Consider the following 23,899-nt stretch of genomic DNA (forward strand, 5'->3'; position numbering starts at 1 on the left):
GCGCTATGTCAGTACTCGAGCGCCGCTTGTTTGAGGTACATCCCTTCCTGCGTCATCGCAATCCGGAACTTCAGCACGTCCCCGGCCCGAAGCGTGATGTTTTGCGAGCCCGGCGCCAACATGCCCGGATTGCAGCCAGGTGCCTGGCCGGGCAGCAGTTTCAGACGCAGCGAGACATTGCCCGGCGGCAGATTGAACGAAGTGCTTTGCTCCTGGAACAACCGCGCCGACAACTGATCCTGGATGTAAACGCCAATCTCGCAGTTGGTCGACACTTCCAGCCGTTCGCGGGAAATGATCAGCACACCATAGTCCTCCCCGGCAGCATTGGCCGAGGGCATGGCGGCGAAAAGGCTGAGAAAGCCAAACAGGCTGAAAGCTGACCAGCGCATGGCTGAATCTCCTGAGATCGAGTCATAGATGGACGCAGCTTGGCCGAGCGCGACGCCGATTGCCAGCCCGGCAGATTATTTCAGAACTTGACCTTGCCATGATGGCAAGCTCGACACTGCGCGTCGCCTATTTAAAAAACCTCATTCAAGGAGTTGTCCCATGCAAGTATTCAATGTTGAAGGCATGTCCTGCGGCCATTGCGTCAAAGCCATCACGGCTGCGGTACAGGCCAGGGATGCGGCCGCCAGTGTGCGGGTCGATCTGGCGGCGAAAGAAGTGGGCGTCGAAAGTTCGCTGAGCGCCGAGCAGGTGATCGCGGCGATCAGCGAAGAAGGTTATGACGTCAAGTTAGCCTGATTTTTTTAATAGTTAGCGAGCTATCTGAATGTTCAAGGCATCCATGCACGGCTAGACTGTCGGGCTGCTGACTCTGCCCAACTGGATGCCTGATGAACCTGCGCACAATCCTCATTCTCGGCGCCTTGAGCGCGTTCGGTCCGCTGGCGATCGATTTTTACTTGCCGGCCTTTCCGGCCATGGCGCTTGCCTTTGCTACCGATGAGCAACATGTGCAGCTGACGTTGGCGGCATACTTCTTTGGCCTGTCCATCGGTCAATTGGCCTATGGCCCGGTGGCGGATCGCTTTGGGCGACGCATTCCCCTGTTGATCGGAGTCGGGCTGTTCACCGCTGCCTCGCTGGCCTGCGCCTATGCGCCGGACCTCGATTGGCTCATCGGCGCGCGTTTCGTCCAGGCGCTGGGCGGGTGTGCGGGGATGGTGATCTCACGGGCGGTGGTCAGCGACAAATGCGATGCAGTGGGCTCGGCGAAAGTTTTTTCGCAGTTGATGCTGGTCATGGGGCTGGCGCCGATTCTTGCGCCGATGCTCGGCGGCGTGCTGGTCAACACCGCGGGGTGGCAGTCGATCTTCCTGGTGTTGACCGGTTTCAGCGCGTTGGCCGGTCTGGCCGTGGCCCTTGGATTGCCGGAAAGCATGCCCGCCCATTTGCCGCGCCAACCCTTGTCGGGGGCGTTGCGTCAGTACGGGCGGCTGTTGAAAGACCCGGTGTATCTCGGCCACGCGCTGACCGGTGGTATCGCCATCGCCGGGATGTTTTCCTACATCGCCGGTTCGCCATTCGTCTTCATCAAACTTTATGGTGTTCCGGCCGAACATTTTGGCTGGTTTTTCGGGGCCAATGCGGCGGGTTTCATTCTGGTGGCCCAGGTCAATGCACGGCTGTTGGCCCGGCGTGGCCCGGCGTTCCTGCTGGCGCGCACGGTGTGGATCTACCTTGGCGCCGGCCTGGCGTTGCTCGCCGTCAGTGCGCTGCATACCGCACAGCTTTGGCCGTTGTTGATTCCGCTGTTTGTCTGCATCGCCAGCCTGGGTTGCATCCTGCCCAACGCCTCGGCCTGCGCGATGAACGGCCAGGGCGCCCGCGCCGGCAGCGCCTCGGCGATGCTCGGTTGCCTGCAATTCAGTGTGGCCGCCGGAGCTTCCGCGCTGGTGGGCGTTTTACACGACGGCAGCGCGATGCCGATGGCCTTGGTCATCAGCCTGTGCGGCATTCTGGTGGTGAGCGCGGCGATGCTTACCCGACGCTTGCAGAATGCCCGGGCGTTGGTGCAAGCCCAGGTCTGAGGGCGGACTCAGCCGGCAGCTCGCTGCTGACGGTCGGGAATTTGATGGGGGGCCTGCAAGCGCGCTTCAAGCGTGTTGGTGAAGGCGCGTGCTTCGGCTTCGCTGCGAAAAGTCACCGCATGTTGGTCCAGACGAACTTGCCACTGGGACTTTGCCAATTCTTTTATCAGGATCTTCATTACTGACCTCCTCAGATAAAAATGTGTCTCACAGAGGTGTCGATTGTAGTCCTGAATACGATCGCAATTGTGACAAGGATCAAGCTTCTGACTGACGGTGTCGCCCGTGCTCGGGGCGACACCGAAGCCATCGGCCTAGAAGCCTTCCAGCACAATCTTGCCCTTGGACTTTCCGCTCTCGAGCAGCGCATGGGCTCGGCGCAAATTCGCCGCGTTGATTGTGCCGAAGTGCTCGCCAACCGTGGTTTTCAGCGTCCCGGCATCAATCAACCGGGCCACGCGATTGAGCAATTTGTGCTGCTCGATCATGTCTGCGGTTTCGAACAGTGAGCGGGTGTACATGAACTCCCAGTGCAGCGACAGGCTCTTGCGCTTGAGCTTGGTCACGTCGAGGGTTTTCGGGTCATCGATCAGTGCCAGCTTGCCTTGCGGTGCCAATGCCTCGACCAGTTGATCCAGGTGATGATCGGTCTGGGTCAGGCTGGCAACGTGGGTCACGTGTTCGATACCGGCGTGTTTGAGTGCTTCGCTCAGCGGTTGGCTGTGATCGACCACCAGGTCGGCGCCCAAGTCTTTCACCCAGCTTTGGGTTTGCGGACGCGAAGCGGTGCCGATGACGTTCAGGCCAGTGAGTTGTTTCGCCAGTTGCGTGAGGATCGAGCCGACACCGCCGGCTGCGCCGACGATCAGCAGGCTCTGGCCTTCATCGACTTTGCCTTCGCGTACTTGCAGGCGTTCGAAGAGCAGTTCCCACGCCGTGATGGCGGTCAGCGGCAGGGCGGCCGCTTCGGCGAATCCCAGGGTTTTGGGCATGTGGCCGACGATCCGTTCATCCACCACGTGCAGTTCGCTGTTACCACCGGCGCGGGCGATGGAGCCTGCGTAGAACACTTTGTCGCCGGTCTTGAACAGGGTCACTTCGCTGCCAACGGCTTTGACCACACCGGCCACGTCCCAGCCCAGCACCTTGGCCGCGCCGCCCTCAGGCTGGACGTTCTGGCGGACCTTGGTGTCCACCGGGTTGACCGATATGGCTTTGACTTCTACCAACAGGTCGCGGGGCCCGGCGACAGGCTCCGGCAGTTCGATGTCTTGCAGGGATTTTTCGTCGCTGATTGGCAGGGAGGCGTAATAGGCGATGGCTTTCATGGAGGGCTCCGTTAACTAATAGAGGAAAGATTCAGGCGAGGGCTTGCAGGCGCTTGAGTTCGAAGTGTTCGAGAAAATCCCCGGCCCTGGCGCGGAAGTGCTGGATATGAGCACTGGCGTCATGGGCTTGCAGGGCTTCATCGCTGCTCCAGCGCTCGATCATGTAGAAGGCCAGTGGATTGGCCAGGTCCTGATGCAGATCGTATTGCCCGCAACCCGCCTCGGCACGGGTCGGCTCCACCAGCGCCCGCAAGTGCTGTTCGAGGGCGTCCTGCTGGCCGGGTTTGGCGATGAGGGTGGCGATAGCGGTAAAAGGCTGGGACATCTTCGACTCCGGGAACGGGGTGATTTCGATGGAGAGATGATTGGCTATTTCTACTGAAGATAAAACCCGCTAAAAGAGCAGTCTCTTTCAATATTTTTTTGATAATCGAGGCTTCACATGCTGCGTTTCGATGACTTGCAGTTGTTTGTCCGGGCGGCGGACCTGGGCAGTCTGTCGGCGGCCGCGCGAGGTATGGACATGTCGGCGGCGGTGGCCAGTGCCGCCTTGAAACGCATCGAACAGCAGCTCGGCGCCCGCCTGTTGGCGCGCTCCACGCGCAGCCTGCGCCTGACCGCCGAGGGCGAAGGATTCTCGAATACGCCCGGGCGGCCCTGAGCAATCTCGACGAGGGTCGGCGTTTGTTGGCCAGCGGACAGGACCAGGTCAGCGGAGTGTTGCAGTTGTCGGCACCGTCGGACTTCGGGCGCAACCTGTTGTTGCCCTGGCTCGACGAGTTCCAGCGCGAGCACCCGAAACTCACGGTGCGCCTGTTGCTGGGCGACCGTATCGCCGATCTGTTTCGGCAGCCGGTGGACATTGCCCTGCGTTATGGCGAGCCGGAAGACTCCAGCCTGGTGGCGTTGCCCATCGCCCCGCAGAACCGGCGAGTCCTCTGCGCTTCACCGGATTATCTGGCCCGGCATGGTGAGCCGCGGCAACTGGAGCAACTGGCCCAACACAATTGCCTGCTGTTCATGCTCGGCAGTCGCGTCCACGACCACTGGAGTTTCCACGATGGCAAGCGCGAGATCAGCCTGACGGTCAGTGGCGATCGTTTCAGTGACGATGCCGATGTGGTGCGTTTGTGGGCGGTGGCGGGGGCAGGCATCGCCTACAAGTCCTGGCTTGACGTGGCGGCCGATGTAATCGCCGGCCGTTTGAAGGTGCTGATGCCCGAGCTGCTCTGCGAGCGCGCACCGCTGAATCTGCTGTGCGCCCATCGCGCCCAACTGAGTAAGCCAGTGAACCTTTTGCGAGAAATGTTGGCCAGCCGATGTGCGCGGTTGAGCAGTCATTTTCCGGGGTTGGCGGGCATTGATCATTAATCGCAGGAAAAAAGCGAAATTTCCCTCAGGAACTATCACCACCAACGCTTCGCGGAGGGCAGGAACCAGGCGCTAACCCGCCTATACTAGCGCTCGCCTCATGTCCGCACCGTCGATCCGAATGGCGAGGCCTCGCTGGAGCCGACCTTGCCCCATATCCCGTCGTTTGCCCTCTGCAACCCTTGTCCGGTGAGGGCTTGAGTGAGCGATGGTTTTGTCCGGTGAATGGCGGTTATCGCGTCTTGGCCGACGACACATTACTGCTCAAGATGTCCCGTGAGCAGTAGACGAAACGATTCAACAGGGAGTGAATACATGGAACATGCACCTTGCATCAGCCAGATAGCCACCTTGCTGGCTGACCCAAAGCGCAGCGCAATGATGTGGGCCTTGATGGACGGCTCGGCACGACAGACCGAAGAGTTGGCGTTGTTGGCGGGTCTGTCACCGTCTTCGGCCAGTGCGCATCTGGGGCGTTTGTCCGCCGGAGGTCTGTTGAAGGTCGAGCCCCGCGGGCGCAAGCGTTTCTTCCGCCTGGCCGCCCCTGAAGTCGGTGCGGCGATCGAAGCCCTGGCCAGTGCGACGATTGCCAGCACCCCACAGAATATCCCTGACATTTTCAAACGTACCGCGCCTCTGGCCAAATCGCTGCCGACCCGTTCGCCATTGTTGCGTGCCCGGCTTTGCGATGATCATTTGGGCGGCACACTGGCCGCTGACCTGTATCAGCGGTTACTGGATTCAGGCTGGATCGAACAGTTTGATCAGCGTGTCACGATCACGTTCAAGGGTTCCACGGAGCTGGCGGCCCGTGGTGTCTACATCCAGGCACTGGCCCATCGCAACGGCCGGGTCGCGTGCGCATGCCCCGACTGGAGCGAAAGACGCGCGCACCTGGGTGGTTCATTGGGCGCTGCGTTGTTGCAGCTGTTCATGCAATCAGGTTGGTTGAGCCTGGCCAACGATTCGCGGGCCTTGCAGATTACCGTCGCCGGGCAGCGTGAAATTCACCGTTTTGCCAAGGAAACCGAGCTGGAACTGGCGCTCTAGGGCTTTTTCAGGTTGACGTCTGGGGTTGGGGCACCAGACGTCGTTCAGAAGCCCGGACAGGTCGCATCCAGCAATAACCCTCCATGGCTATCACGCACACTCGAACCGGGGACTTCCTGGATTGGGGGATGCGGTATGGACACACGAAGCTATAGCGCGGCAGAACGTCTGGAACGACTGCCCATCAGCGGTTATCACCGCGTCATTTTCATCATTATCGCCCTGGCGTTTTTCTTCGACTCCATGGACTTGGCGATGATGACGTTCCTGCTCGGTTCCATCAAAGCCGAGTTCGGCCTGAGCACCGCGCAGGCCGGGCTGCTGGCCAGTTCGAGCTTTTTCGGAATGGTGGTGGGCGCGTCTCTGTCCGGAATGCTGGCCGACCGCTTCGGGCGTAAGCCGGTGTTCCAGTGGAGCATCGTGGTGTGGGGGCTCGCCAGCTACCTGTGTTCCACGGCGCAAACGATAGAGACGCTGACGTTGTTCCGAGTCCTCTTGGGGATCGGCATGGGCATGGAGTTTCCCATTGCTCAGTCGATGCTGTCCGAACTGATTCCGGCCAAACGGCGCGGACGCTACATCGCCTTGATGGACGGTTTTTGGCCGCTTGGCTTCGTCGCGGCCGGGGTGCTTTCCTACTTCCTGCTGCCGGTGATTGGTTGGCGGGATATTTTTCTGGTGTTGGCGGTGCCGGCGGTGTTCGTCCTGGCGATCCGCTTTTTCATTCCCGAGTCACCGCGCTGGCTGGAACAGGCCGGTCACCATGAGGCGGCGGATACGGTATTGCGGCGCATCGAGGAGCGGGTCAGGACGTCATTGGGCCATTCACACTTGCCCGAGCCGATTCGCCTGCCGCAGGTGGCCAGTCAACCGGGCAACTTTTTTTCGGCACTGAGGCAGATCTGGTCGCCGCTGTATCGCCAGCGCACGATGATGATCTGGAGCGTCTGGTTCTTCGCCTTGCTCGGCTTCTATGGCCTGACCTCCTGGCTCAGTGCCTTGCTGCAACAATCGGGTTTTGCCGTGACTCAGTCGGTGTACTACACGGTGTTGATTTCCCTCGGCGGGATTCCCGGTTTCCTGATGGCGGCCTGGCTGGTGGAGCGCTGGGGACGTAAGCCGGTGTGCGTCGTGACGCTGCTCGGCGGCGGGGTGATGGCGTTTCTTTATGGGCAGAGTGCGGTGTTCGGCGGCAACGTCAGCCTGCTGATCGCCTCGGGGTTGTTGATGCAGTTTTTCCTGTTCGGCATGTGGGCGGTGCTCTATACCTACACGCCGGAGCTGTACCCGACATCGGCGCGGGCCACCGGCTCGGGTTTTGCCTCGGCGATTGGTCGCGTGGGTTCGCTGCTTGGGCCTCTGGTGACCGGGCTGGTGTTCCCGATAACGGGGCAGGGCGGGGTGTTCGCCCTGGGGGCGTTGTGTTTTGCGTTGGCGGCGCTGGTGGTCTGGGTCTTCGGGATGGAGACGCGGGGCAAGACCCTGGAGGAATTGAGCGAGCCGGTGTCCATCGGCTAAATGCTGACCCTGTGGGAGCGAACAAGCGCGCTCCCACATTGGTTTGCGGAGCTCTTACGGTTTTACCAGGCGTGCATCCAGACTGTTCTGCGCCAACCGCTTGGCCTGGTCCTGGGTCATTCCCAGATCGGTGTACAACGCATGGAAGTTTTCGGTGACGTAACCGCCGAAGTACGCCGGGTCATCCGAATTCACGGTCACTTTCACGCCACGCTCGAGCATGTCGAGAATGTTGTGCTGCGACATGTGATCGAACACGCAGAGCTTGGTGTTCGACAACGGGCAGACGGTCAGCGGGATTTGCTCATCGATGATGCGTTGCATCAGGCGTTCGTCTTCGATGGCGCGCACGCCATGGTCGATGCGCTGGATTTTCAGCAGGTCGAGGGCTTCCCAGATGTACTCGGGTGGGCCTTCTTCACCCGCGTGGGCGACGGTGAGGAAGCCTTCGCCGCGGGCACGATCGAACACGCGCTGGAACTTGCTCGGCGGGTGGCCCATCTCGGAACTGTCCAGGCCGACGGCGACGAACGCGTCACGGAATGGCAGCGCCTGGTCGAGGGTCTTCTGTGCTTGTTCTTCGCTCAGGTGACGCAGGAAACTCAGGATCAAACCGCTGCTGATTCCCAGTTGCTGCTCACCGTCCTTCAACGCGGCGGCGATGCCGTTGAGCACCACTTCGAATGGAATGCCACGGTCGGTGTGGGTCTGCGGGTCGAAGAACGGTTCCGTGTGAATCACGTTCTGCGCCTTGCAACGCAACAGGTATGCCCAGGTCAGGTCGTAGAAATCCTGGGAGGTGCGCAACACGTCGGCGCCCTGGTAATACAGGTCGAGGAACTCTTGCAGGTTGTTGAAGGCGTAGGCCTTGCGCAAGGTATCGACGTCGCTCCACGGCAGGGCGATCTTGTTGCGTTCAGCCAGGGCGAACAGCAGCTCGGGTTCCAGCGAACCCTCAAGGTGCAGGTGCAGTTCTGCCTTGGGCAGGGCGTTCAGCCAGTCGTACATAGTCTGTTCTCATCAGGTGCAATGGCCGCCATTCTACAGGTGCTCGCTGCAATAATTGGTAAAACCTGACCGAGGGGTTCATCACACCGTTTGCTGTTCCCGTCGATAGGCGTAGGTATCGGCGAAGCGCGAGAGCAGGAATTCAGCACAGGTCGTGGTCGGATATTTAGCCGGGCGCAGCTCATCCTGACAGCCGGGCAGGCATTCGATGCGCGTGTCGGGGTGTGGCTCGGCGAAGAACGGCATCGAATAGCGATCCACGCCCAGCGGGCTGATCACCCGGTGTGGCGTCGACAGGTAACGGTCATTGCTCCAGCGCGCCATCATGTCGCCCAGATTGACCACGAACGTGCCTTCGATGGGGGGCGCCTCAATCCATTCGCCTTTTACGTTCCGGACTTGCAGGCCGCCGGCGGCATCTTGATAGAGCAGGGTGATGCAGCCGTAATCGGTGTGGGCACCGGCACCTTGTTGTTCGGCGGAACTGGCCGTGTGGCGCGGCGGGTAATGGATCATCCGCAAAACACTGACGGGTTCGTTGAAGCGCGTATCGAAAAAGTCGCGTTCGATCCCCAGCGCCAGGGTCATCGCCCGCAACAGTGTTTGCGCGAGGGCCTGCATGTCGAGGTAGTGCTGCTCCATCAGTGCTTCCCAGCCCGGCACTGAAGGATGACGATTCGGGCCACGCAGGGGTTTTTCCGCCAGCACCTCGGGATGGTCGGCGGGCAGGTGCAAACCCATGTCGAAGGTCTCTTTGAGGTCGCTGGGTTTGCCCGGGTCAAGCTGCTCGGTGGCGATGGCGCCATAACCGCGATGGTGGCGGGTCTGGGTGATGTCGATCTTGAGCTTTTCGGCGGCAGGTTGAGCGAAGAAATGCCTGGCGCTGTCGAGTACGGCGTCGATCCGTGCGGCGCTGATCGGATGGCCCTTGATATAGAAAAAGCCCCATTCGCGGCAGGCGTGGTCGATTTGCGTTGCCACCTCAGACCAGGCGTTCTGGTTGTCGCTGTAGAGCGGGGCGATGTCGATGATGGGAAGGCTGGTCATGCGATTGTCCTGAGAAGTACGCAAACGGGAAAACGCTGGGGAGCCTGTGGGAGCGGGCTTGCCCGCGATGACGTCAGCACATCCTGCATCTCTGTTGACTGACTGTCCGCTATCGCGGGCAAGCCCGCTCCCACAGGGTTTGTGTTGATCGTTGGATTACTTCGGCATCTCGGCTTTCATGCCTTCCACGTAGTAATTCATCGACGCCAGCTCCGCATTGGTCGCGCTCAAGCCCGCCGGAATTTTCTCGACCCCGGCCTGATCCTTGATCGGCCCGGTGAACGGCTGCAATGCACCGCTCTTGATGTCGGCGATGATCTGCTCGGCCTCGGCTTTCACCGGTGCAGGCACCAGGTCGCTGATCGGCAGTTCAACCGTGCCTTCTTTCAATCCGCCCCAGTAATCCTGGGATTTCCAGGCATGGTCGATCACGCTCTGGGTGGCCTGAATGTAGTGCGGGGCCCAGTCATTGACGATGGACGTCAGCACCGCTTTGGGCCCGAAGTGCGCCATGTCCGAAGCGTAGCCGACGGCATACACGCCACGCCGCTCGGCGGCCTGGATCGGTGCCGGGCTGTCGGTGTGCTGGAACACCACGTCCACGCCCTGGTCGATCAGTGCGTTGGCGGCATCGGCTTCCTTGCCCGGATCGAACCAGGAATTGACCCACACCACCTTGATTTCGGTACCGGGGTTGTACTTGTTCAGGGCCAGTTGAATGGCGTTGATGTCGCGAATCACTTCCGGGATCGGGAACGATGCGACGTAGCCGATCTTCTTGGTCTTGGTCATCTTCGCCGCGAGGAAGCCGCCGACGTAGCGACCCTCGTAGGTGCGCGCCAGGTAGGTGCCGAGGTTCTTGTCCTGCTTGTAGCCGGTGGCGTGTTCGAAGGTCACTTTGGGAAATTGTCTGGCGACTTTCAGCGTCGGGTTCATGTAGCCGAAGGAGGTGGTGAAGATCAGGTCGTACTTGTCCTTGGCCATGTTGCGGATCACCCGTTCGGCGTCGGCGCCTTCGGCGACGTTCTCCACGTAGTTGGTGGTGATCTGCGGACCGAATTTTTCCGCGAGTGCCTTGCGTCCCTGTTCATGCTGATACGTCCAGCCGTGGTCACCGATCGGACCGATATAGACGAAGCCGACTTTCAGCGGATCGGTGGCACTGGCGGACAGGCTGGCGCTCAGACCGATGGCCGCCGTAATGGCGCAAAGCAGCTTCTTCAACGGACGCTTGTGCATGAATTGGAACTCCATGTTGTTGTGTGGTTGGCAGGGTCAATGCAAATTGCTGACCAACAAGACAACAAATAGCGCTTAATCGCATAACGGCCTTCGCGAGCAAGCTCGCTTCCACCAAAGCACCGTCAACCCCGTGGGAGCGGGCTTGCCCGCGAAGAGGTCGGCAGGGCCAAAAAAAGTGCATGGGCTTGTACGGCTGCAATGCACTGGTGCGTTAAGGTGTCGCGAACCATTAGCGCTGCTCCACAGTCAGTAGCTCATCGGCTCCTCACGGCAAAAGGCTCGACATGCTCTCCGTCCTCAAGCAAGAAACCTTTCTGCTGCTGGCCCTGATTGCCGCAGTCATTGCCTTCGCGCTGGAGCACTGGTTGCTGCACAGCGGCCAGGCCATTGCACTGACCGGCGGACTGCTGCTGATCGCGTTCATCGTCGCTGCCTCCATGCGTGTCGCTCATCAGGCCGAATTGTTGGCGGAGAAAGTCGGCGACCCCTACGGCACGATGATCCTGACCCTGGCTGCGGTGTTGGTGGAAGTGGTGATCCTGGCGATCATGATGAGCAACGAAGCCTCGAAGACCCTGGTGCGTGACACGATTTATTCGGCGGTGATGCTCGATATCAACGGCATCCTCGGTCTGGCGGCGTTGATGGGCGGGCTCAAACATGGCGAACAGTCCTACAACGATGATTCGGCGCGCAGCTACAGCGTGATGATCCTTACCGCCATGGGGGTGTCGATGGTGGTGCCGGAGTTTATTCCCGAGGCCAACTGGAAGCTCTATTCGGCCTTCACCATCGGTGCGATGGTGGTGCTGTATACCTTGTTCCTGCGCATGCAGGTTGGTCCGCACAGTTACTTTTTCAGTTACAGCTATCCGGACAAGCGACGCAAGAAGGAGCCTCAGGAAAGCGAACCGGCACCGATCAACCTGAAGTTGTCCATCGGCATCCTGGTGTTCGGTGTGGTGGTGATTGGCGCACTGGCCGAGGTGATGTCCAAGACCCTCGATCTGGGCCTGGAAGGGACAGGCGCGCCGCCGGTGATAACGGCAATCCTGGTGGCGGCGATTTCCGCGGCCCCAGAGATTCTGACGGCATTGCGTGCGGCGCTGGCCAATCGCATGCAGTCGGTCGTCAACATCGCATTGGGCGCGTCGCTGTCGACGGTGATCCTGACGGTGCCGGTGATGGAAGCGATGGCGCTTTACACCGGCCAGCCGTTCCAGATGGCCATGACGCCGGTGCAGACCGTGATGATCTTCATCACCCTGATCGTCAGCGCAATCAACCTTAACGATGGCGAGACCAACGCCATCGAAGGCATGACCCACTTTGTGCTGTTTGCGACGTTTATCATGCTGTCGCTGCTGGGCCTTTGAACACCATAAATTCCTTGTAGGAGCGAGCCTGCTCGCGATGGTGTGTCAGTCAACATCCATGCAACTGATCCTCCATCGCGAGCAGGCTCGCTCCTACAGTTGATTGGTGTTGTGTCAGGTCCCGGCGATCAACTGCCGTGCAGCCTGGCTGTGATCGGCAATCAAGCCTTTGAGGTCTAGCCCTTCAACCTGACCGTCAATCACTCGCCATTTGCCGCCGACCATCACCCGATCCGCGCGATCCGCGCCGCACAGCAGTAGCGCCGATACCGGATCGTGGCTGCCGGAGAAGCGCAGTTCGTCGAGCTTGAACAGCGCCAGGTCGGCTTGCTTGCCCACGGCAATCTCACCGATATCGGTACGGCCCAACAGGCTCGCCGAACCTTTGGTCGCCCAACCCAGTACGCGTTCCGGCGTGATCTTCTCGGCACCGTAGCGCAGACGCTGGATGTACAGCGCCTGCCGGGTTTCAAGCATCATGTTCGACGCATCGTTGGAGGCCGAGCCATCCACGCCAAGGCCGAGCAGCGCGCCGGCATCGGTCAATTCGATGGTCGGGCAGATGCCGGAGGCCAGGCGCATGTTCGAGCTCGGGCAATGGCAAATGCCGGTGCCGGCCGCGCCGAGGCGGGCGATTTCATCCGGGTTGAAGTGGATGCCGTGGGCCAGCCAGGTACGCGGGCCGAGCCAGCCAACGCTGTCCAGGTAATCCACCGTGCGCAGGCCGAAGCGTTGCAGGCAGAAGTCTTCTTCGTCGAGGGTCTCGGCCAAGTGAGTGTGCAGGCGCACGTCAAGTTTGTTGGCCAGATCGGCACTGGCAGACATGATTTCCGGGGTCACGGAGAACGGCGAGCAGGGCGCCAGGGCGATCTGGATTTGCGCGCCGTCGCCGCGTTCGTGGTACTCGGCGATCAAGCGCTGGCTGTCGTCGAGAATCACCTGGCCTTCCTGCACGGTTTGTTGCGGTGGCAGGCCGCCGTCCTTTTCACCGAGGCTCATGGAGCCGCGCGTGAGCATGGCGCGCATGCCCAGTTCGCGCACGCTTTCAACCTGCACGTCGATCGCATTTTCCAGGCCTTCGGGGAACAGATAGTGGTGATCGGCGGCGGTGGTGCAACCGGACAGCAGCAACTCGGCCAACGCGACTTTGGTGGCGAGGGCCAGTTTTTCCGGCGTCAGTCGGGCCCAGACCGGGTACAGGGTTTTCAGCCACGGGAACAAAGGCTGGTTGACCACCGGCGCCCAGGCGCGGGTCAGGGTTTGATAGAAATGGTGATGGGTGTTGATCAGGCCAGGCAGGATCACGTGCTCGCGGGCGTCGAACACTTCATTGCACGGTGCCGAAGGTTGTTGACCGAGGCTGAGCACTTCGATGATCACACCGTCTTGCAGCACCAGGCCGCCACGGGCATCGAGACCGTTGGCCGTGAAAATGGCGAGGGGATTTTTTAACCAGGTACGGGTCGCAGGCATGTTGGCCGGCTCCTCTGAAAGTGGGGTTCAGGGTTGCCAGCTCAGTGTTGCCCTGTCTGCTGATCCAGGGTCGCCGGGGAGGCGAGGTGCGGAGTTTCGATCAAAACGGCTTTCCCGGCAAGCCTCGTCCGACAGAGCAACCGGAGCCCCTGTGGGAGCCGGGCTTGCCCGCGATGACGGAGTGTCAGTCGATATCGTTGGCGCCTGATACACCGCTATCGCGGGCAAGCCCGCTCCCACGGGGGGTTGTGTGTTACCAGGGAATGGTTTCGCCCCGGTAATTCACAAAATGATGCCCGCCCTTGCCGACATACGCATTCACCTGATCCACCAGGCCGCGGGTGCTGGTTTCAACGTCGATGTCGGCACCTTCACCGCCCATGTCGGTCTTCACCCAGCCCGGATGCAGCGACAACACAGTCAGCTTCTGCTCGCCCAACTGGGTGACGAAACTGTTGGTCATGGAGTTCAGCGCCGCTTTGCTGGCCTTGTACAGCGCCAGTTCCGGCGCATCCGGCATGGTCACGCTGCCGAGCACCGAACTCATGAACGCCAGCACGCCGGTATCCGGCCGGATCTGCCCGATGAAACGCTGAGCCAGGTTGATCGGCGCGACGGCGTTGGTGAAAAACAGCTGACCGACGTCGGCCAGCGTCGCACCGCCGTTTGGCGTCTGCACGTCAGGGCCCTTGACCCCGGCATTGACGAACAGCAGGTCGAACACTTCGCCTTTGAGCTGTTGGCTCAATGCGATCACCGCTTGCTGGTCGTCCATGTCGAGTTTCTCGATCCGCACCTTGCCCAAGGCCTGCAAGGCATTGGCGTTCTGCGGGTTACGCACGGTGGCGGTGACTTGCCAGCCGTCGGCCAGCAGGATTTTCACCAGCCCGAGGCCCAAGCCCCGGGAGGCGCCGATGATGAGTGCGGTTTTTGCCGTGGACATGATGGGCTTCCTTGTTCAGTAGGGTCATGGATTCAGTGGACAGCGTTGACCGAGCCGTTGCTGCAACTCGTTGCGCAGTGCACCCAGTTCGGCCATGCGGGTTTCGATCAGCTTGAGCTTGTCATGCAGCAATTGCGTGACGGCACTGGCCCGGGCTAATTCACCGATGCGCATCATGACGTCTCAAAGGGGCTTGACCCTGGAGCATACTCCAGGCTTTAGCCTTGTTGCTCCCTGATTTTATGGAGCAACGCCGATGTGGACTTCTACGCAATATCGCCGATTGGTGCTCGGCAGTGCCTGGTATGACTTGATCGTGACCGCGGCGTTTGCCACACCGTGGAGTTTTGCAGCGTTGCATGCGGTGATGGTGAGTGTGAGTCAGGCTTTCGATTTGCCAGGTTCGTTACCACCGTTCGAGCCCGTGCACATGTTGATGGCGAATCTCTTGGGCTCGATTGTGTGCGTGTGGGCGGTGCTGCGGATTCGTGATCCGCAGCGGGTTTATGGGCGGTATGACGCGGTGGGCCGATTCCTGTTTGCGGCCTGGCAGTTGTATGCCCTGGTCCATGGGGCCAGTTCGCTATTGGTGATTGTCCTGTTTTTTGAACTGGCGTGGGGTGTTGCGCAGGTGATGCCTGTTCGCATGCCATCGCGAGCAGGCTCGCTCCCACAGGGTTTACGTCAGACACAATAATTGCGCAAGGCGCTGTCATGTAGGTGCGAGCTTGCCCGCGAAGAGGGCAGGCCGATCAACGCCTAATGCCCTGCCTGCCACGGCTGCCCCAACGACAGCGGCGCATACAACCGGGTGCGCACCGCATCCCGGGACAACAGCACCAGCACCACAATGGTCGCCACGTACGGCAGCATCGCCAGCAGGCTCGATGGAATCGCCAGCCCCAATCCCTGCGCCACCAGATGCAGAATGCTGGCGAGCCCGAACAGGTAGGCGCCGAGCAGCAGACGCCACACCCGCCAACTGGCAAACACCACCAGTGCCAGGGCAATCCAGCCGCGTCCGGCGCTCATGTTTTCCGCCCACATCGGCGTGTACGCCAGGGACAGATACGCCCCGGCCAACCCCGCCATCGCACCGCCAAACAACACCGCCAATGCGCGCACGCCCAGCACTGGCAAGCCCATGGCACTGGCCGCATCCGGGTTTTCCCCGACTGCCTGGATAATCAGCCCGACGCGGCTTTTCAGAATCACCCAGGCCACCAGCGCAAACAGGGCGAACGACAGATACACCAGCAGATCCTGGGCAAACAGCATGCGTCCGATCAGCGGAATTTCACTCAAGTAAGGGATCGCCAAGGGTTCGAAACCCGCCAGCGGTTTACCGACCCATGCCGCGCCGACGAAGGTCGACAGGCCCACGCCGAAAATCGTCAGCGCCAAACCGGTGGCCACCTGGTTGGCATTGAACACCAGCGCCACCAGCGCAAACAGCGAAGACAGCAGCATCCCGGCCAGCATCGCCAGCAACACCCCCAGCCACAGGTTGCCGCTGTTGAAGGCGACGATGAAACCGATCACCGCGCCAAACAGCATCATGCCTTCCTGGCCCAGATTGAGTACGCCGCTTTTCTCGCAGATCAGTTCACCCAGCGCCACCAGCAGCAAGGGTGTGCCGCAGCGCACCATGGCGTAGAAAATATTGCTCAGCAGATCGATATCCATCACAGCGCTCCTGCGTGTACGGCGGTGGTGGGGGCGCGGCGGGTCCAGCGCAGGTTCAAACGCGGGCGATAGAGAATCAGCACATCACTGGCCAGCAGGAAAAACAGCATCATCCCCTGGAACAATTGCGTGATCGCCTGGGGCAGGTTCAGGCTCATTTGCGCGCTCTCGCCGCCGATGTACAGCAGTGCCATCAACAGGCTGGAAAACAGAATACCGACAGGATTCAAACGACCGAGAAAGGCCACGGTAATCGCCGCATAGCCGTAGCCGGGCGACACTTGTGGCACCAATTGACCGATCGGGCCGGTGACTTCGCAGACGCCGGCCAGCCCCGCCAGACCGCCGCTGATCAACAGCGCCAGCCAGATCAGGCGCTTCTCGCGAAAGCCGACGAAACCGGCCGCGCGCTTGTCCAGCCCAAGCACTTTGATCTGGAAACCGACAAAGCTTTTCTGCAACAACACCCACACCGCCACCAGCGCGAGCAGGGCGAAATACACCCCGGCATGCACTCGCCCATCCTCTGTCAGCAACGGCAAGCGACTGGCATCGCCGAACATCGCCGATTGCGGAAAGTTGAAGCCTTCCGGGTCTTTCAGCGGGCCATGAACGCAATACAGCAGGAGGTTCAGGGCAATGTAATTGAGCATGATGCTGGTGAGGATTTCATTGGCATTGAAGCGCGTGCGCAACCATGCGGTCAGACCGGCCCATGCCGCGCCAGCGAAGGTGCCGGTGAGCAGGATCAGTACCAGCGCCCAACGGCTTTGCATATCGATGATGTTCACCGCCAGCGCACTGCCGGCCAGTGCACCGAGCAACAGTTGACCTTCGGCGCCGATGTTCCAGATCCGCGCCTGATAGGCCACCGCCAGGCCCAGTGCGCAGAGCAGAATGGGCAAGGCCTTGACCAGCAATTCGGACACGCCATACCAGTCGCTGACCGGCGCGATCAGCAAGGTGTGCAGCGTCAGCAGCGGGTCATGCCCCAGTGCGATGAACAGCAGCGAGCCACAGCTCAGCGTCAGGACCGCCGCGAGCATCGGCGAACACCACAACATCAGGCGCGATTGCTGGCCACGGGGTTCAAGAGAAAGCAGCATGTGACACTCCGTTAAAGCGTTGCGGATACAGGTGATTGAGGGGCGTCGAAGCGGCCGGCCATCCAGCCGCCGACATCGATCAGGCGGGTGTCGACCGTGGCGCGCAGTGGCGACAATCGTCCGCCGCACAAGGCGGCGAGGCGGTCGCTGATCTGGAACAATTCGTCGAGGTCTTCGGAGATCACCAGGATCGCCGCGCCGGCATCGCGCAAGGCAATCAGCGCCCGGTGAATGGTGGCGGCGGCGCCGACATCCACGCCCCAGGTCGGGTGGGCGGCCACCAGCAGCTTCGGTTGCTGGAGGATCTCCCGGCCGAGGATGAACTTCTGCAGGTTACCGCCCGACAGGCTGCGGGCCGGGGTTTGGCTGTCCGGTGTCTTGACCCCGAAGCGACGGATGATCTCTTCGGCCAGCGCTTCGACTTTGCCGCGCTGCACCAGGCCGTGACTGACCAGTCCTTGTTGAAATGCCGTGAGCAGGGCGTTATCCGCCAGGCTCAGTTCCGGCACGGCGCCGTGGCCCAGGCGTTCGGCGGGGACGAACGCCTGGCCGCGCAGGCGACGCGCGTCGGGGCGCAAATGGGCCACCGCTTCGCTGCCAAAGCAGATCGTTGTGCCCTCGTCGCGGGTCAGCCGTTCTTCACCGCTGAGCAAGGCCAGCAATTCGTCCTGGCCATTGCCGGCCACCCCGGCGATGCCGACGATTTCGCCGCTGCGCACCTCAAGGTTGATGTTTTTCAGTGAGCAGCCAAACGGGTCGGGGTTATGCCAGGACAAGTCTTTGACCTTCAAGAAGGCCTGAGCGCCGCGCACCTTTGGATAATCGGTGATCAGTTCTGCGGCCTCGCCCACCATCAGTCGCGCCAATTGCGAGTCTGAACATTCGGCAGGCACGCATTGCCCAGCCACCCGGCCGCCTCGCAGTACTGTTGCGCTGTGGCACAGGGCGCGGACTTCGCCGAGCTTGTGGCTGATAAACAGAATGCTGCAGCCCTCGGCGGCGAGCCTGCGCAGGGTGATGAACAAATCGTCGGCCTCCTGCGGGGTCAGCACCGAAGTCGGTTCGTCGAGGATCAGCAGGCGGATGTCCTGCATCAGGCAGCGAATGATTTCCACCCGTTGCCGTTCGCCGATGGAGAGGCTGTGGACAAGTCGTTCAGGTTCCAGCGCCATGCCATAACGCTGTGAGACTTCACGGATCTTCGGTTCAAGTTGTTTCGGCGTGCCAGCCGCTGCGCCCATGGCCAACGCGATGTTCTGCGCCACGCTCAGGGTTTCGAACAACGAGAAATGCTGGAACACCATGCCGATTCCGAGGTTGCGCGCCTGAGCCGGGTTGCGCATGGTCACGCGTTGTCCCTGCCAGATCAGCTCCCCCGCGTCAGCGTGGACGACGCCGTAGATGATCTTCATCAACGTACTTTTGCCCGCACCGTTTTCACCGAGCAGGGCATGGATTTCGCCCGGGGCGATGCTCAGGTCGATGTCATCGTTGGCCAGGCAGCCTGGGTAGCGCTTGCTGATGCTGCGCAGTTGCAAGCGAGGCGCTTGAATGGAATGTGGCACGGGATTGGGCATGACAGGCTCAGTGCTATGGACGTGTGCCTGTGGATAAAGCAATTTTCTGGCCATTGGGTCAGGAAATTTTCAAACCGCCATGAGTCAAGGCGTTGCGCAGGCCGCTTCGCTGGCAGTCCCCCCGAATTCGGCACCACTTGAGGGCAAAGCCTTTGATCGGGCTCCGCTTTCGCTCGGCAGCCTTTGATCAAAAAATGAGCAGTTGAGCGTAAGCCATGTCCGGCATGGTGCGGCAGCGGCCATGAACGGGTTATCCACAGATTGCTCCACAGTATTTGTGCGCAAGCTCAAAGGGAGGGCATAAGCGCGCGACGGCTATCTTCTAAAGGTGATAAACCGCTCTAACTAATTGTTTTTACGTGGATTTGGCGTTTTCAATGTCGAATTGGACGAAAAGTGAGCAAAGCCCTGAAAGCCGCATGACAGAAGGGTTACAGCAGTATGTGCTCAGGTTATCCACAGTCGGGTGCACAGCTGATGTGGGCAAGTATGGAATAAGTGAAAAATCGGCGCGCCCCAAAAAAATGCAGGCCTCAACGCTGCAACAAAATGCGTCCCCGACTCAAGTCGGCGAGCTGGGATTGCAGGGTATCAATCTGACGTGCACCGACCGCCAACTGCAGTTCCACACCATTGGCCGTGAAGTTCTCTTCCACCACCAGACCCCCGAGTTCCGCAACCCGCAGCTTCACCAGGGCCAACTCGCTAAACCCACAGGCACATCTCAATGGCACCCGACTGATCAATTCGATCTTCGGTGCTGGCTGCAGGCATTTGTTCGCACCGCCGCCGTACGCCCGGGCGAGCCCGCCGGTACCGAGTTGAATGCCGCCATACCAACGAATCACCAGTACCACGACCTGGTCGCAATCCTGAGCATCGATCGCGGCCAGAATCGGTCGGCCAGCCGTGCCGCCCGGTTCGCCGTCGTCGGTGCTGCGGTATTGATCGCCGATTTTCCATGCCCAACAGTTGTGCGTGGCATTCAAGTCGCTGTGTTGTGCGATGAATGCCTGGGCTTCAGCGGGGCTGGTGATCGGCGCGGCGAAGGTAATGAAGCGGCTTTTGCGAATTTCTTCGCGGTATTCGCAAAAACCACTGAGGGTAAAAGGCATAGGTGTCTTAAATAGTCGGAGTCAGGCCACAGCCCTTGAGAATGATACGGATCAGGTTGTTGCCAGCGTCTTCCATGTCCTGCCTGGTCAACTTGCTGCGCCCGCTGACCCGGCAAATCTGGGTGGCGAAGTCGGCGTAATGCTGGGTGCTGCCCCACAGCAGGAAGATCAGGTGCACCGGATCGACCGGGTCCATTTTGCCAGCATCGATCCACGCTTGAAACACGGCGGCCCGGCCCTGGAACCAGCTGCGATAGTCCTGGTTGAAATACTCGGTCAGGCATTCGCCACCGCTGATGACTTCCATGGCGAAGATGCGTGACGCCTGCGGTTGACGCCGGGAGAATTCCATTTTGGCGCGGATGTAGCGGGTCAGGGCTTCAGCCGGATCGTCCTCGGCGGTCAAGGTGTTGAAGGTGCTGTCCCACAATTGCAGGATGTTACTCAGCACCGCCACGTACAAACCGAGTTTGTTGGTGAAGTAGTAATGCAGGTTCGCCTTCGGCAACCCGGCATTCAGGGCGATGGTGTTCATGCTGGTGCCTTTGAACCCGTGACGGGCGAACTCGTCTTCGGCGGCTTTGATGATGGTCTCTTCGTTCTTCTGACGAATGCGGCTGGCGGGTTTTCCACCGTGGGCTGGGACTTCAAAGGTCATAGGCACTTCCGGACAAGTGGGTGGGTGCATCCAGTGCGTTGATAGCGCACCCATGGGCTTCAGACAAGTCCCGTCGCAGGATTTGCGTTTGTTCAGCGCGTGGCGGCCAGGCTTTCGAGGAAGCTTTCCAGCACCAGATGAGGGCGACGGCCCTTGCGCGTGACCGAGGCGAGGCTCAGGTCATAAAAGCGCGCGTTGGGTTTCAGGGCGCGTAACCGGCCTTGTTGCACCCAAAGGCTGGCGTAGTGGTCCGGCAAGTAACCGATGTAGCGCCCGGTCAGGATCAGGAACGCCATGCCTTCGCGGTCGGAGGCACTGGCGGTGCAGTTGAGCGCCTGATAATGGGCCTGGATTTCCGCGGGCAAACGAAAGGTCGGCGCAATGGCGTCCTGACTGTTCAGGCGTTCATCATCCAATTGCTTGTCATCGACATAGAACAGCGGATGGCCAACCGCGCAGTACAGCAACGAACGTTCGCTGTAGAGCGGTTGATATTCCAGTCCCGACAGTGCGCTCGCCTGTGGCACCACGCCGACGTGCAGGCGACCGTCGAGTACACCTTGTTCCACCTCGTTGGGCGCGATCATGCGGATCTGGATTTGCACGTCCGGGCCGCGCTCTTTCAATTGCGCGAGCGCGTGGGTGATACGCATGTGGGGCAGGGTGACCAGGTTATCGGTCAACCCGATGGTCAATTCACCGCGCAAGTGCTGGTGCAGGCCGTTGACCTCGGTGCGGAAACTTTCCAGCGCACTCAATAGCTGCAATGCCGATTGGTAAACCTCGCGCCCTTCCTCCGTCAGGGAAAAGCCGGCGCGACCGCGTTGGCACAGGCGCAGGCCGAGGCGCTGTTCCAGGTCGCTCATCTGCTGGCTAATGGCCGAACGACCGATGCCGAGCACGCTTTCAGCCGCGGAAAAGCCGCCACATTCGACCACGCTGCGAAAAATCCGCAACAGGCGGATATCGAAGTCGCTGACTTGAGCCAGTGGATCGGGACGGCGAATGCTCATGCGGGCTACTCGAATGTTTAGTGAATGGCAGACTGAAGGTTACAAAAGTTGCATTTCACCGACTTTATCGCCGTGGCAACTTAGCTGCAACAACGGTTTTCAATCCCTACGCCGCTTATTGCCTTGCGAGGTTTCGCTCATGAACTTGCCCGAAAACGCCCCGACTTCTCTGGCCAGCCAGCTCAAGCTCGATGCTCACTGGATGCCATACACCGCCAACCGTAGCTTCCAGCGCGATCCGCGTTTGATTGTCGGCGCGGAAGGCAGCTGGCTGATCGACGATAAGGGCCGCAAGGTTTATGACTCGCTGTCCGGTCTGTGGACCTGTGGCGCCGGGCACACCCGCAAGGAAATCCAGGAAGCAGTCGCCAAGCAACTGGGTACCCTCGATTACTCGCCGGGCTTCCAGTACGGCCATCCGCTGTCGTTCCAACTGGCAGAAAAAATCACGGATCTGACGCCGGGTAACCTGAATCACGTGTTCTTCACCGACTCGGGTTCCGAGTGCGCCGATACCGCCGTGAAGATGGTCCGTGCCTACTGGCGCCTGAAGGGCCAGTCGACCAAGACCAAGATGATTGGCCGTGCCCGTGGCTATCACGGCGTGAACATCGCCGGCACCAGCCTCGGCGGCGTGAACGGCAACCGCAAAATGTTCGGCCAGGCGATGATGGACGTCGATCACTTGCCGCACACGTTACTGGCGAGCAATGCGTTCTCCCGTGGCATGCCGGAGCAGGGTGGTATCGCCTTGGCAGACGAACTGCTGAAGCTGATCGAACTGCATGACGCGTCGAACATCGCAGCGGTATTCGTCGAGCCAATGGCCGGCTCCGCTGGCGTGCTGGTTCCGCCACAGGGTTACCTCAAGCGTCTGCGCGAGATCTGCGATCAGCACAGCATCCTGTTGGTGTTCGACGAAGTGATCACCGGTTTCGGCCGTACCGGCAACATGTTTGGTGCCGACACCTTTGGCGTGACCCCGGACCTGATGTGCATTGCCAAGCAAGTCACCAACGGTGCGATCCCGATGGGCGCGGTGATTGCCAGTTCCGAGATCTACCAGACGTTCATGAATCAGCCGACCCCTGAATACGCGGTGGAATTCCCGCACGGCTATACCTATTCCGCACACCCGGTGGCGTGCGCCGCGGGCCTCGCAGCACTCGACCTGTTGCAGAAGGAAAACCTGGTGCAGAGCGTGGCCGAAGTCGCACCGCATTTCGAAAATGCGTTGCACGGTCTGAAGGGCACCAAAAACATCATCGATATCCGCAACTTCGGCCTGGCCGGTGCGATCCAGATCGCTCCGCGTGACGGCGACGCCATCGTGCGTCCGTTCGAAGCGGGCATTGCGCTTTGGAAAGCCGGGTTCTACGTGCGTTTCGGCGGCGACACCCTGCAGTTCGGCCCAACCTTCAACAGCAAGCCGCAAGACCTTGATCGTCTGTTCGACGCGGTGGGTGAAGTGCTGAGCAAAATCGACTGATTTCTCCTTCTATATAGATACACACAACGGGCGCGCCGATTGGAGCGCGCCTGTGGACAACTTTTCAGGAGCTTCCATGAGCGTTATTCCGCATTTGATCAATGGCGAACTGGTGACCGAGAACGGTCGCGCGGTTGATGTGTTCAACCCGTCCACGGGGCAAGCCATCCACAAGCTGCCACTGGCGACCCGCGAAACCATCCAGAGCGCTATCGATGCTGCCAAGGCTGCGTTCCCGGCCTGGCGTAACACGCCGGCGGCCAAGCGTGCCCAGGTGATGTTCCGCTTCAAGCAACTGCTGGAGCAGAACGAATCCCGCATCGCTCAACTGATCAGCGAAGAACACGGCAAGACCCTGGAAGATGCTGCCGGTGAACTGAAGCGTGGCATCGAGAACGTCGAATTCGCTTGCGCGGCACCGGAAATCCTCAAGGGCGAGTACAGCCGTAACGTTGGTCCGAACATTGATGCCTGGTCCGACTTCCAGCCGCTGGGCGTAGTGGCCGGTATCACCCCGTTCAACTTTCCGGCCATGGTGCCGCTGTGGATGTATCCACTGGCGATCGTGTGCGGCAACTGCTTCATCCTCAAGCCTTCCGAGCGTGATCCGAGCTCGACGCTGCTGATCGCACAGTTGCTGCTGGAAGCCGGCCTGCCGAAAGGCGTGCTGAGCGTGGTGCACGGCGACAAGACTGCGGTGGACGCGCTGATCGAAGCGCCGGAAGTCAAAGCGCTGAGCTTCGTGGGTTCGACGCCGATTGCCGAATACATCTATTCCGAAGGCACCAAGCGCGGCAAGCGCGTCCAGGCGCTGGGCGGGGCGAAGAACCACGCGGTGCTGATGCCCGATGCGGATCTGG

Annotated in this window: 23 protein-coding genes and 2 pseudogenes (1 of these 25 running past the window's edge); 9 read left to right on the forward strand and 16 right to left on the reverse strand. The window is 60.5% G+C overall.

Going from position 1 to position 23,899, the window contains the following annotated elements; all coding sequences use genetic code 11:
- Positions 1-8: 8 nt before the first annotated feature.
- Entirely contained in the window at positions 9-392 is a 384-nt protein-coding gene (locus GQ39_RS28285) for a hypothetical protein (protein WP_047537087.1), read from the reverse strand.
- A 160-nt stretch (positions 393-552) separates the two neighbouring features.
- Here GQ39_RS28285 and GQ39_RS28290 point away from each other — a divergent pair, with 160 nt between their 5' ends.
- Both GQ39_RS28290 and GQ39_RS28295 read left to right on the forward strand, forming a co-directional pair.
- A complete protein-coding gene (locus GQ39_RS28290; RefSeq protein ID WP_047537090.1) occupies positions 553-750 on the forward strand; it encodes a cation transporter in 198 nt (65 codons plus the stop codon).
- 92 nt (positions 751-842) lie between these two features.
- A complete protein-coding gene (locus tag GQ39_RS28295; protein ID WP_047537092.1) occupies positions 843-2,039 on the forward strand; it encodes a multidrug effflux MFS transporter in 1,197 nt (398 codons plus the stop codon).
- Between the two features lie 8 nt (positions 2,040-2,047).
- Here the strand turns inward: GQ39_RS28295 and GQ39_RS33075 are convergent, their stop codons facing one another.
- The 3 genes from GQ39_RS33075 to GQ39_RS28305 all read right to left on the reverse strand — a co-directional run bounded on the left by GQ39_RS33075 (position 2,048) and on the right by GQ39_RS28305 (position 3,692).
- A complete protein-coding gene (locus GQ39_RS33075) occupies positions 2,048-2,218 on the reverse strand; it encodes a hypothetical protein (protein WP_167361795.1) in 171 nt (56 codons plus the stop codon).
- 135 nt (positions 2,219-2,353) lie between these two features.
- Positions 2,354-3,367, reverse strand: coding sequence for a zinc-binding alcohol dehydrogenase family protein (locus tag GQ39_RS28300; protein ID WP_047537095.1), 1,014 nt, complete (start codon positions 3,365-3,367; stop codon positions 2,354-2,356).
- Between the two features lie 31 nt (positions 3,368-3,398).
- Positions 3,399-3,692 (reverse strand): putative quinol monooxygenase, encoded by a 294-nt coding sequence (locus tag GQ39_RS28305; RefSeq protein WP_047537098.1) that lies wholly within the window; start codon positions 3,690-3,692, stop codon positions 3,399-3,401.
- 117 nt (positions 3,693-3,809) lie between these two features.
- On the opposite strand from GQ39_RS28305, the pseudogene GQ39_RS28310 reads away from it, so the two are divergent.
- The 3 genes and pseudogenes from GQ39_RS28310 (at position 3,810) to GQ39_RS28320 (ending at position 7,306) form a co-directional block, all read left to right on the forward strand.
- Positions 3,810-4,738, forward strand: a pseudogene (locus tag GQ39_RS28310) (LysR family transcriptional regulator).
- A 315-nt stretch (positions 4,739-5,053) separates the two neighbouring features.
- A complete protein-coding gene (locus tag GQ39_RS28315) occupies positions 5,054-5,788 on the forward strand; it encodes an ArsR/SmtB family transcription factor (protein ID WP_047537101.1) in 735 nt (244 codons plus the stop codon).
- A gap of 135 nt (positions 5,789-5,923) precedes the next feature.
- The gene (locus GQ39_RS28320; RefSeq protein ID WP_047537104.1) at positions 5,924-7,306 is read left to right on the forward strand and encodes an MFS transporter; all 1,383 of its coding nucleotides are present in this window, start codon (positions 5,924-5,926) and stop codon (positions 7,304-7,306) included.
- Between the two features lie 54 nt (positions 7,307-7,360).
- Here the strand turns inward: GQ39_RS28320 and GQ39_RS28325 are convergent, their stop codons facing one another.
- From GQ39_RS28325 to GQ39_RS28335, 3 genes are all read right to left on the reverse strand, one after another.
- Positions 7,361-8,314, reverse strand: a complete 954-nt coding sequence (locus tag GQ39_RS28325) for an adenosine deaminase (RefSeq protein ID WP_047537107.1) — start codon at positions 8,312-8,314, stop codon at positions 7,361-7,363.
- 81 nt (positions 8,315-8,395) lie between these two features.
- Complete coding sequence (locus GQ39_RS28330; RefSeq protein ID WP_047537110.1) at positions 8,396-9,361, reverse strand: 2-oxoglutarate and iron-dependent oxygenase domain-containing protein; 966 nt, start codon at positions 9,359-9,361, stop codon at positions 8,396-8,398.
- Positions 9,362-9,517: 156 nt separating this feature from the next.
- The gene (locus GQ39_RS28335) at positions 9,518-10,600 is read right to left on the reverse strand and encodes a BMP family ABC transporter substrate-binding protein (protein ID WP_047537113.1); all 1,083 of its coding nucleotides are present in this window, start codon (positions 10,598-10,600) and stop codon (positions 9,518-9,520) included.
- Positions 10,601-10,887: 287 nt separating this feature from the next.
- Between GQ39_RS28335 and GQ39_RS28340 the strand changes: the two genes are divergently transcribed.
- The gene (locus GQ39_RS28340) at positions 10,888-11,979 is read left to right on the forward strand and encodes a calcium:proton antiporter (protein WP_047537116.1); all 1,092 of its coding nucleotides are present in this window, start codon (positions 10,888-10,890) and stop codon (positions 11,977-11,979) included.
- A gap of 114 nt (positions 11,980-12,093) precedes the next feature.
- Here GQ39_RS28340 and GQ39_RS28345 read toward each other — a convergent pair whose 3' ends face one another.
- From GQ39_RS28345 to GQ39_RS33080, 3 genes and pseudogenes are all read right to left on the reverse strand, one after another.
- The gene (locus tag GQ39_RS28345) at positions 12,094-13,452 is read right to left on the reverse strand and encodes an 8-oxoguanine deaminase (protein ID WP_047537119.1); all 1,359 of its coding nucleotides are present in this window, start codon (positions 13,450-13,452) and stop codon (positions 12,094-12,096) included.
- A 253-nt stretch (positions 13,453-13,705) separates the two neighbouring features.
- Positions 13,706-14,395, reverse strand: a complete 690-nt coding sequence (locus GQ39_RS28350; protein ID WP_047537127.1) for an SDR family oxidoreductase — start codon at positions 14,393-14,395, stop codon at positions 13,706-13,708.
- 24 nt (positions 14,396-14,419) lie between these two features.
- Positions 14,420-14,542 (reverse strand): annotated as a pseudogene (locus GQ39_RS33080) (MerR family transcriptional regulator); the annotation flags it as partial.
- Between the two features lie 109 nt (positions 14,543-14,651).
- On the opposite strand from GQ39_RS33080, the gene GQ39_RS28355 reads away from it, so the two are divergent.
- Positions 14,652-15,092 (forward strand): hypothetical protein, encoded by a 441-nt coding sequence (locus GQ39_RS28355; RefSeq protein ID WP_047537130.1) that lies wholly within the window; start codon positions 14,652-14,654, stop codon positions 15,090-15,092.
- A 62-nt stretch (positions 15,093-15,154) separates the two neighbouring features.
- On the opposite strand, the gene GQ39_RS28360 is transcribed toward GQ39_RS28355, so the two are convergent.
- From GQ39_RS28360 to GQ39_RS28385, 6 genes are all read right to left on the reverse strand, one after another.
- Positions 15,155-16,081, reverse strand: a complete 927-nt coding sequence (locus GQ39_RS28360) for an ABC transporter permease (protein ID WP_047537133.1) — start codon at positions 16,079-16,081, stop codon at positions 15,155-15,157.
- Positions 16,081-17,187, reverse strand: coding sequence for an ABC transporter permease (locus GQ39_RS28365; RefSeq protein WP_047537136.1), 1,107 nt, complete (start codon positions 17,185-17,187; stop codon positions 16,081-16,083). Before GQ39_RS28365 ends, GQ39_RS28360 begins: the two co-directional genes overlap by 1 nt.
- A gap of 11 nt (positions 17,188-17,198) precedes the next feature.
- Positions 17,199-18,764, reverse strand: a complete 1,566-nt coding sequence (locus tag GQ39_RS28370) for an ABC transporter ATP-binding protein (protein ID WP_047537139.1) — start codon at positions 18,762-18,764, stop codon at positions 17,199-17,201.
- Between the two features lie 533 nt (positions 18,765-19,297).
- Positions 19,298-19,879, reverse strand: coding sequence for an IMPACT family protein (locus GQ39_RS28375; RefSeq protein ID WP_047537142.1), 582 nt, complete (start codon positions 19,877-19,879; stop codon positions 19,298-19,300).
- A 7-nt stretch (positions 19,880-19,886) separates the two neighbouring features.
- On the reverse strand, positions 19,887-20,537 hold the full coding sequence (locus GQ39_RS28380; RefSeq protein ID WP_047537145.1) for a TetR/AcrR family transcriptional regulator: 651 nt from the start codon (positions 20,535-20,537) through the stop codon (positions 19,887-19,889).
- A gap of 92 nt (positions 20,538-20,629) precedes the next feature.
- Positions 20,630-21,550, reverse strand: coding sequence for a LysR family transcriptional regulator (locus GQ39_RS28385; protein ID WP_047537148.1), 921 nt, complete (start codon positions 21,548-21,550; stop codon positions 20,630-20,632).
- Positions 21,551-21,689: 139 nt separating this feature from the next.
- Here GQ39_RS28385 and GQ39_RS28390 point away from each other — a divergent pair, with 139 nt between their 5' ends.
- Together GQ39_RS28390 and GQ39_RS28395 are read left to right on the forward strand one after the other, a co-directional pair.
- Positions 21,690-23,039 carry an aspartate aminotransferase family protein gene (locus GQ39_RS28390; protein WP_047537151.1) on the forward strand — a complete coding sequence of 450 codons (1,350 nt, stop codon included), beginning with the start codon at positions 21,690-21,692 and terminating at the stop codon, positions 23,037-23,039.
- Positions 23,040-23,115: 76 nt separating this feature from the next.
- Positions 23,116-23,899 carry the 5' portion of a CoA-acylating methylmalonate-semialdehyde dehydrogenase gene (locus GQ39_RS28395; protein WP_047537154.1) on the forward strand. The gene runs 710 nt beyond the window's last position, so 784 of the gene's 1,494 nt are visible here — the first part of the coding sequence; it begins with the start codon at positions 23,116-23,118; its stop codon lies off the right edge, out of view.

This window comes from Pseudomonas sp. 11/12A, assembly GCF_000800055.1.
Taxonomy (GTDB): Bacteria; Pseudomonadota; Gammaproteobacteria; order Pseudomonadales; family Pseudomonadaceae; genus Aquipseudomonas; species Aquipseudomonas mohnii.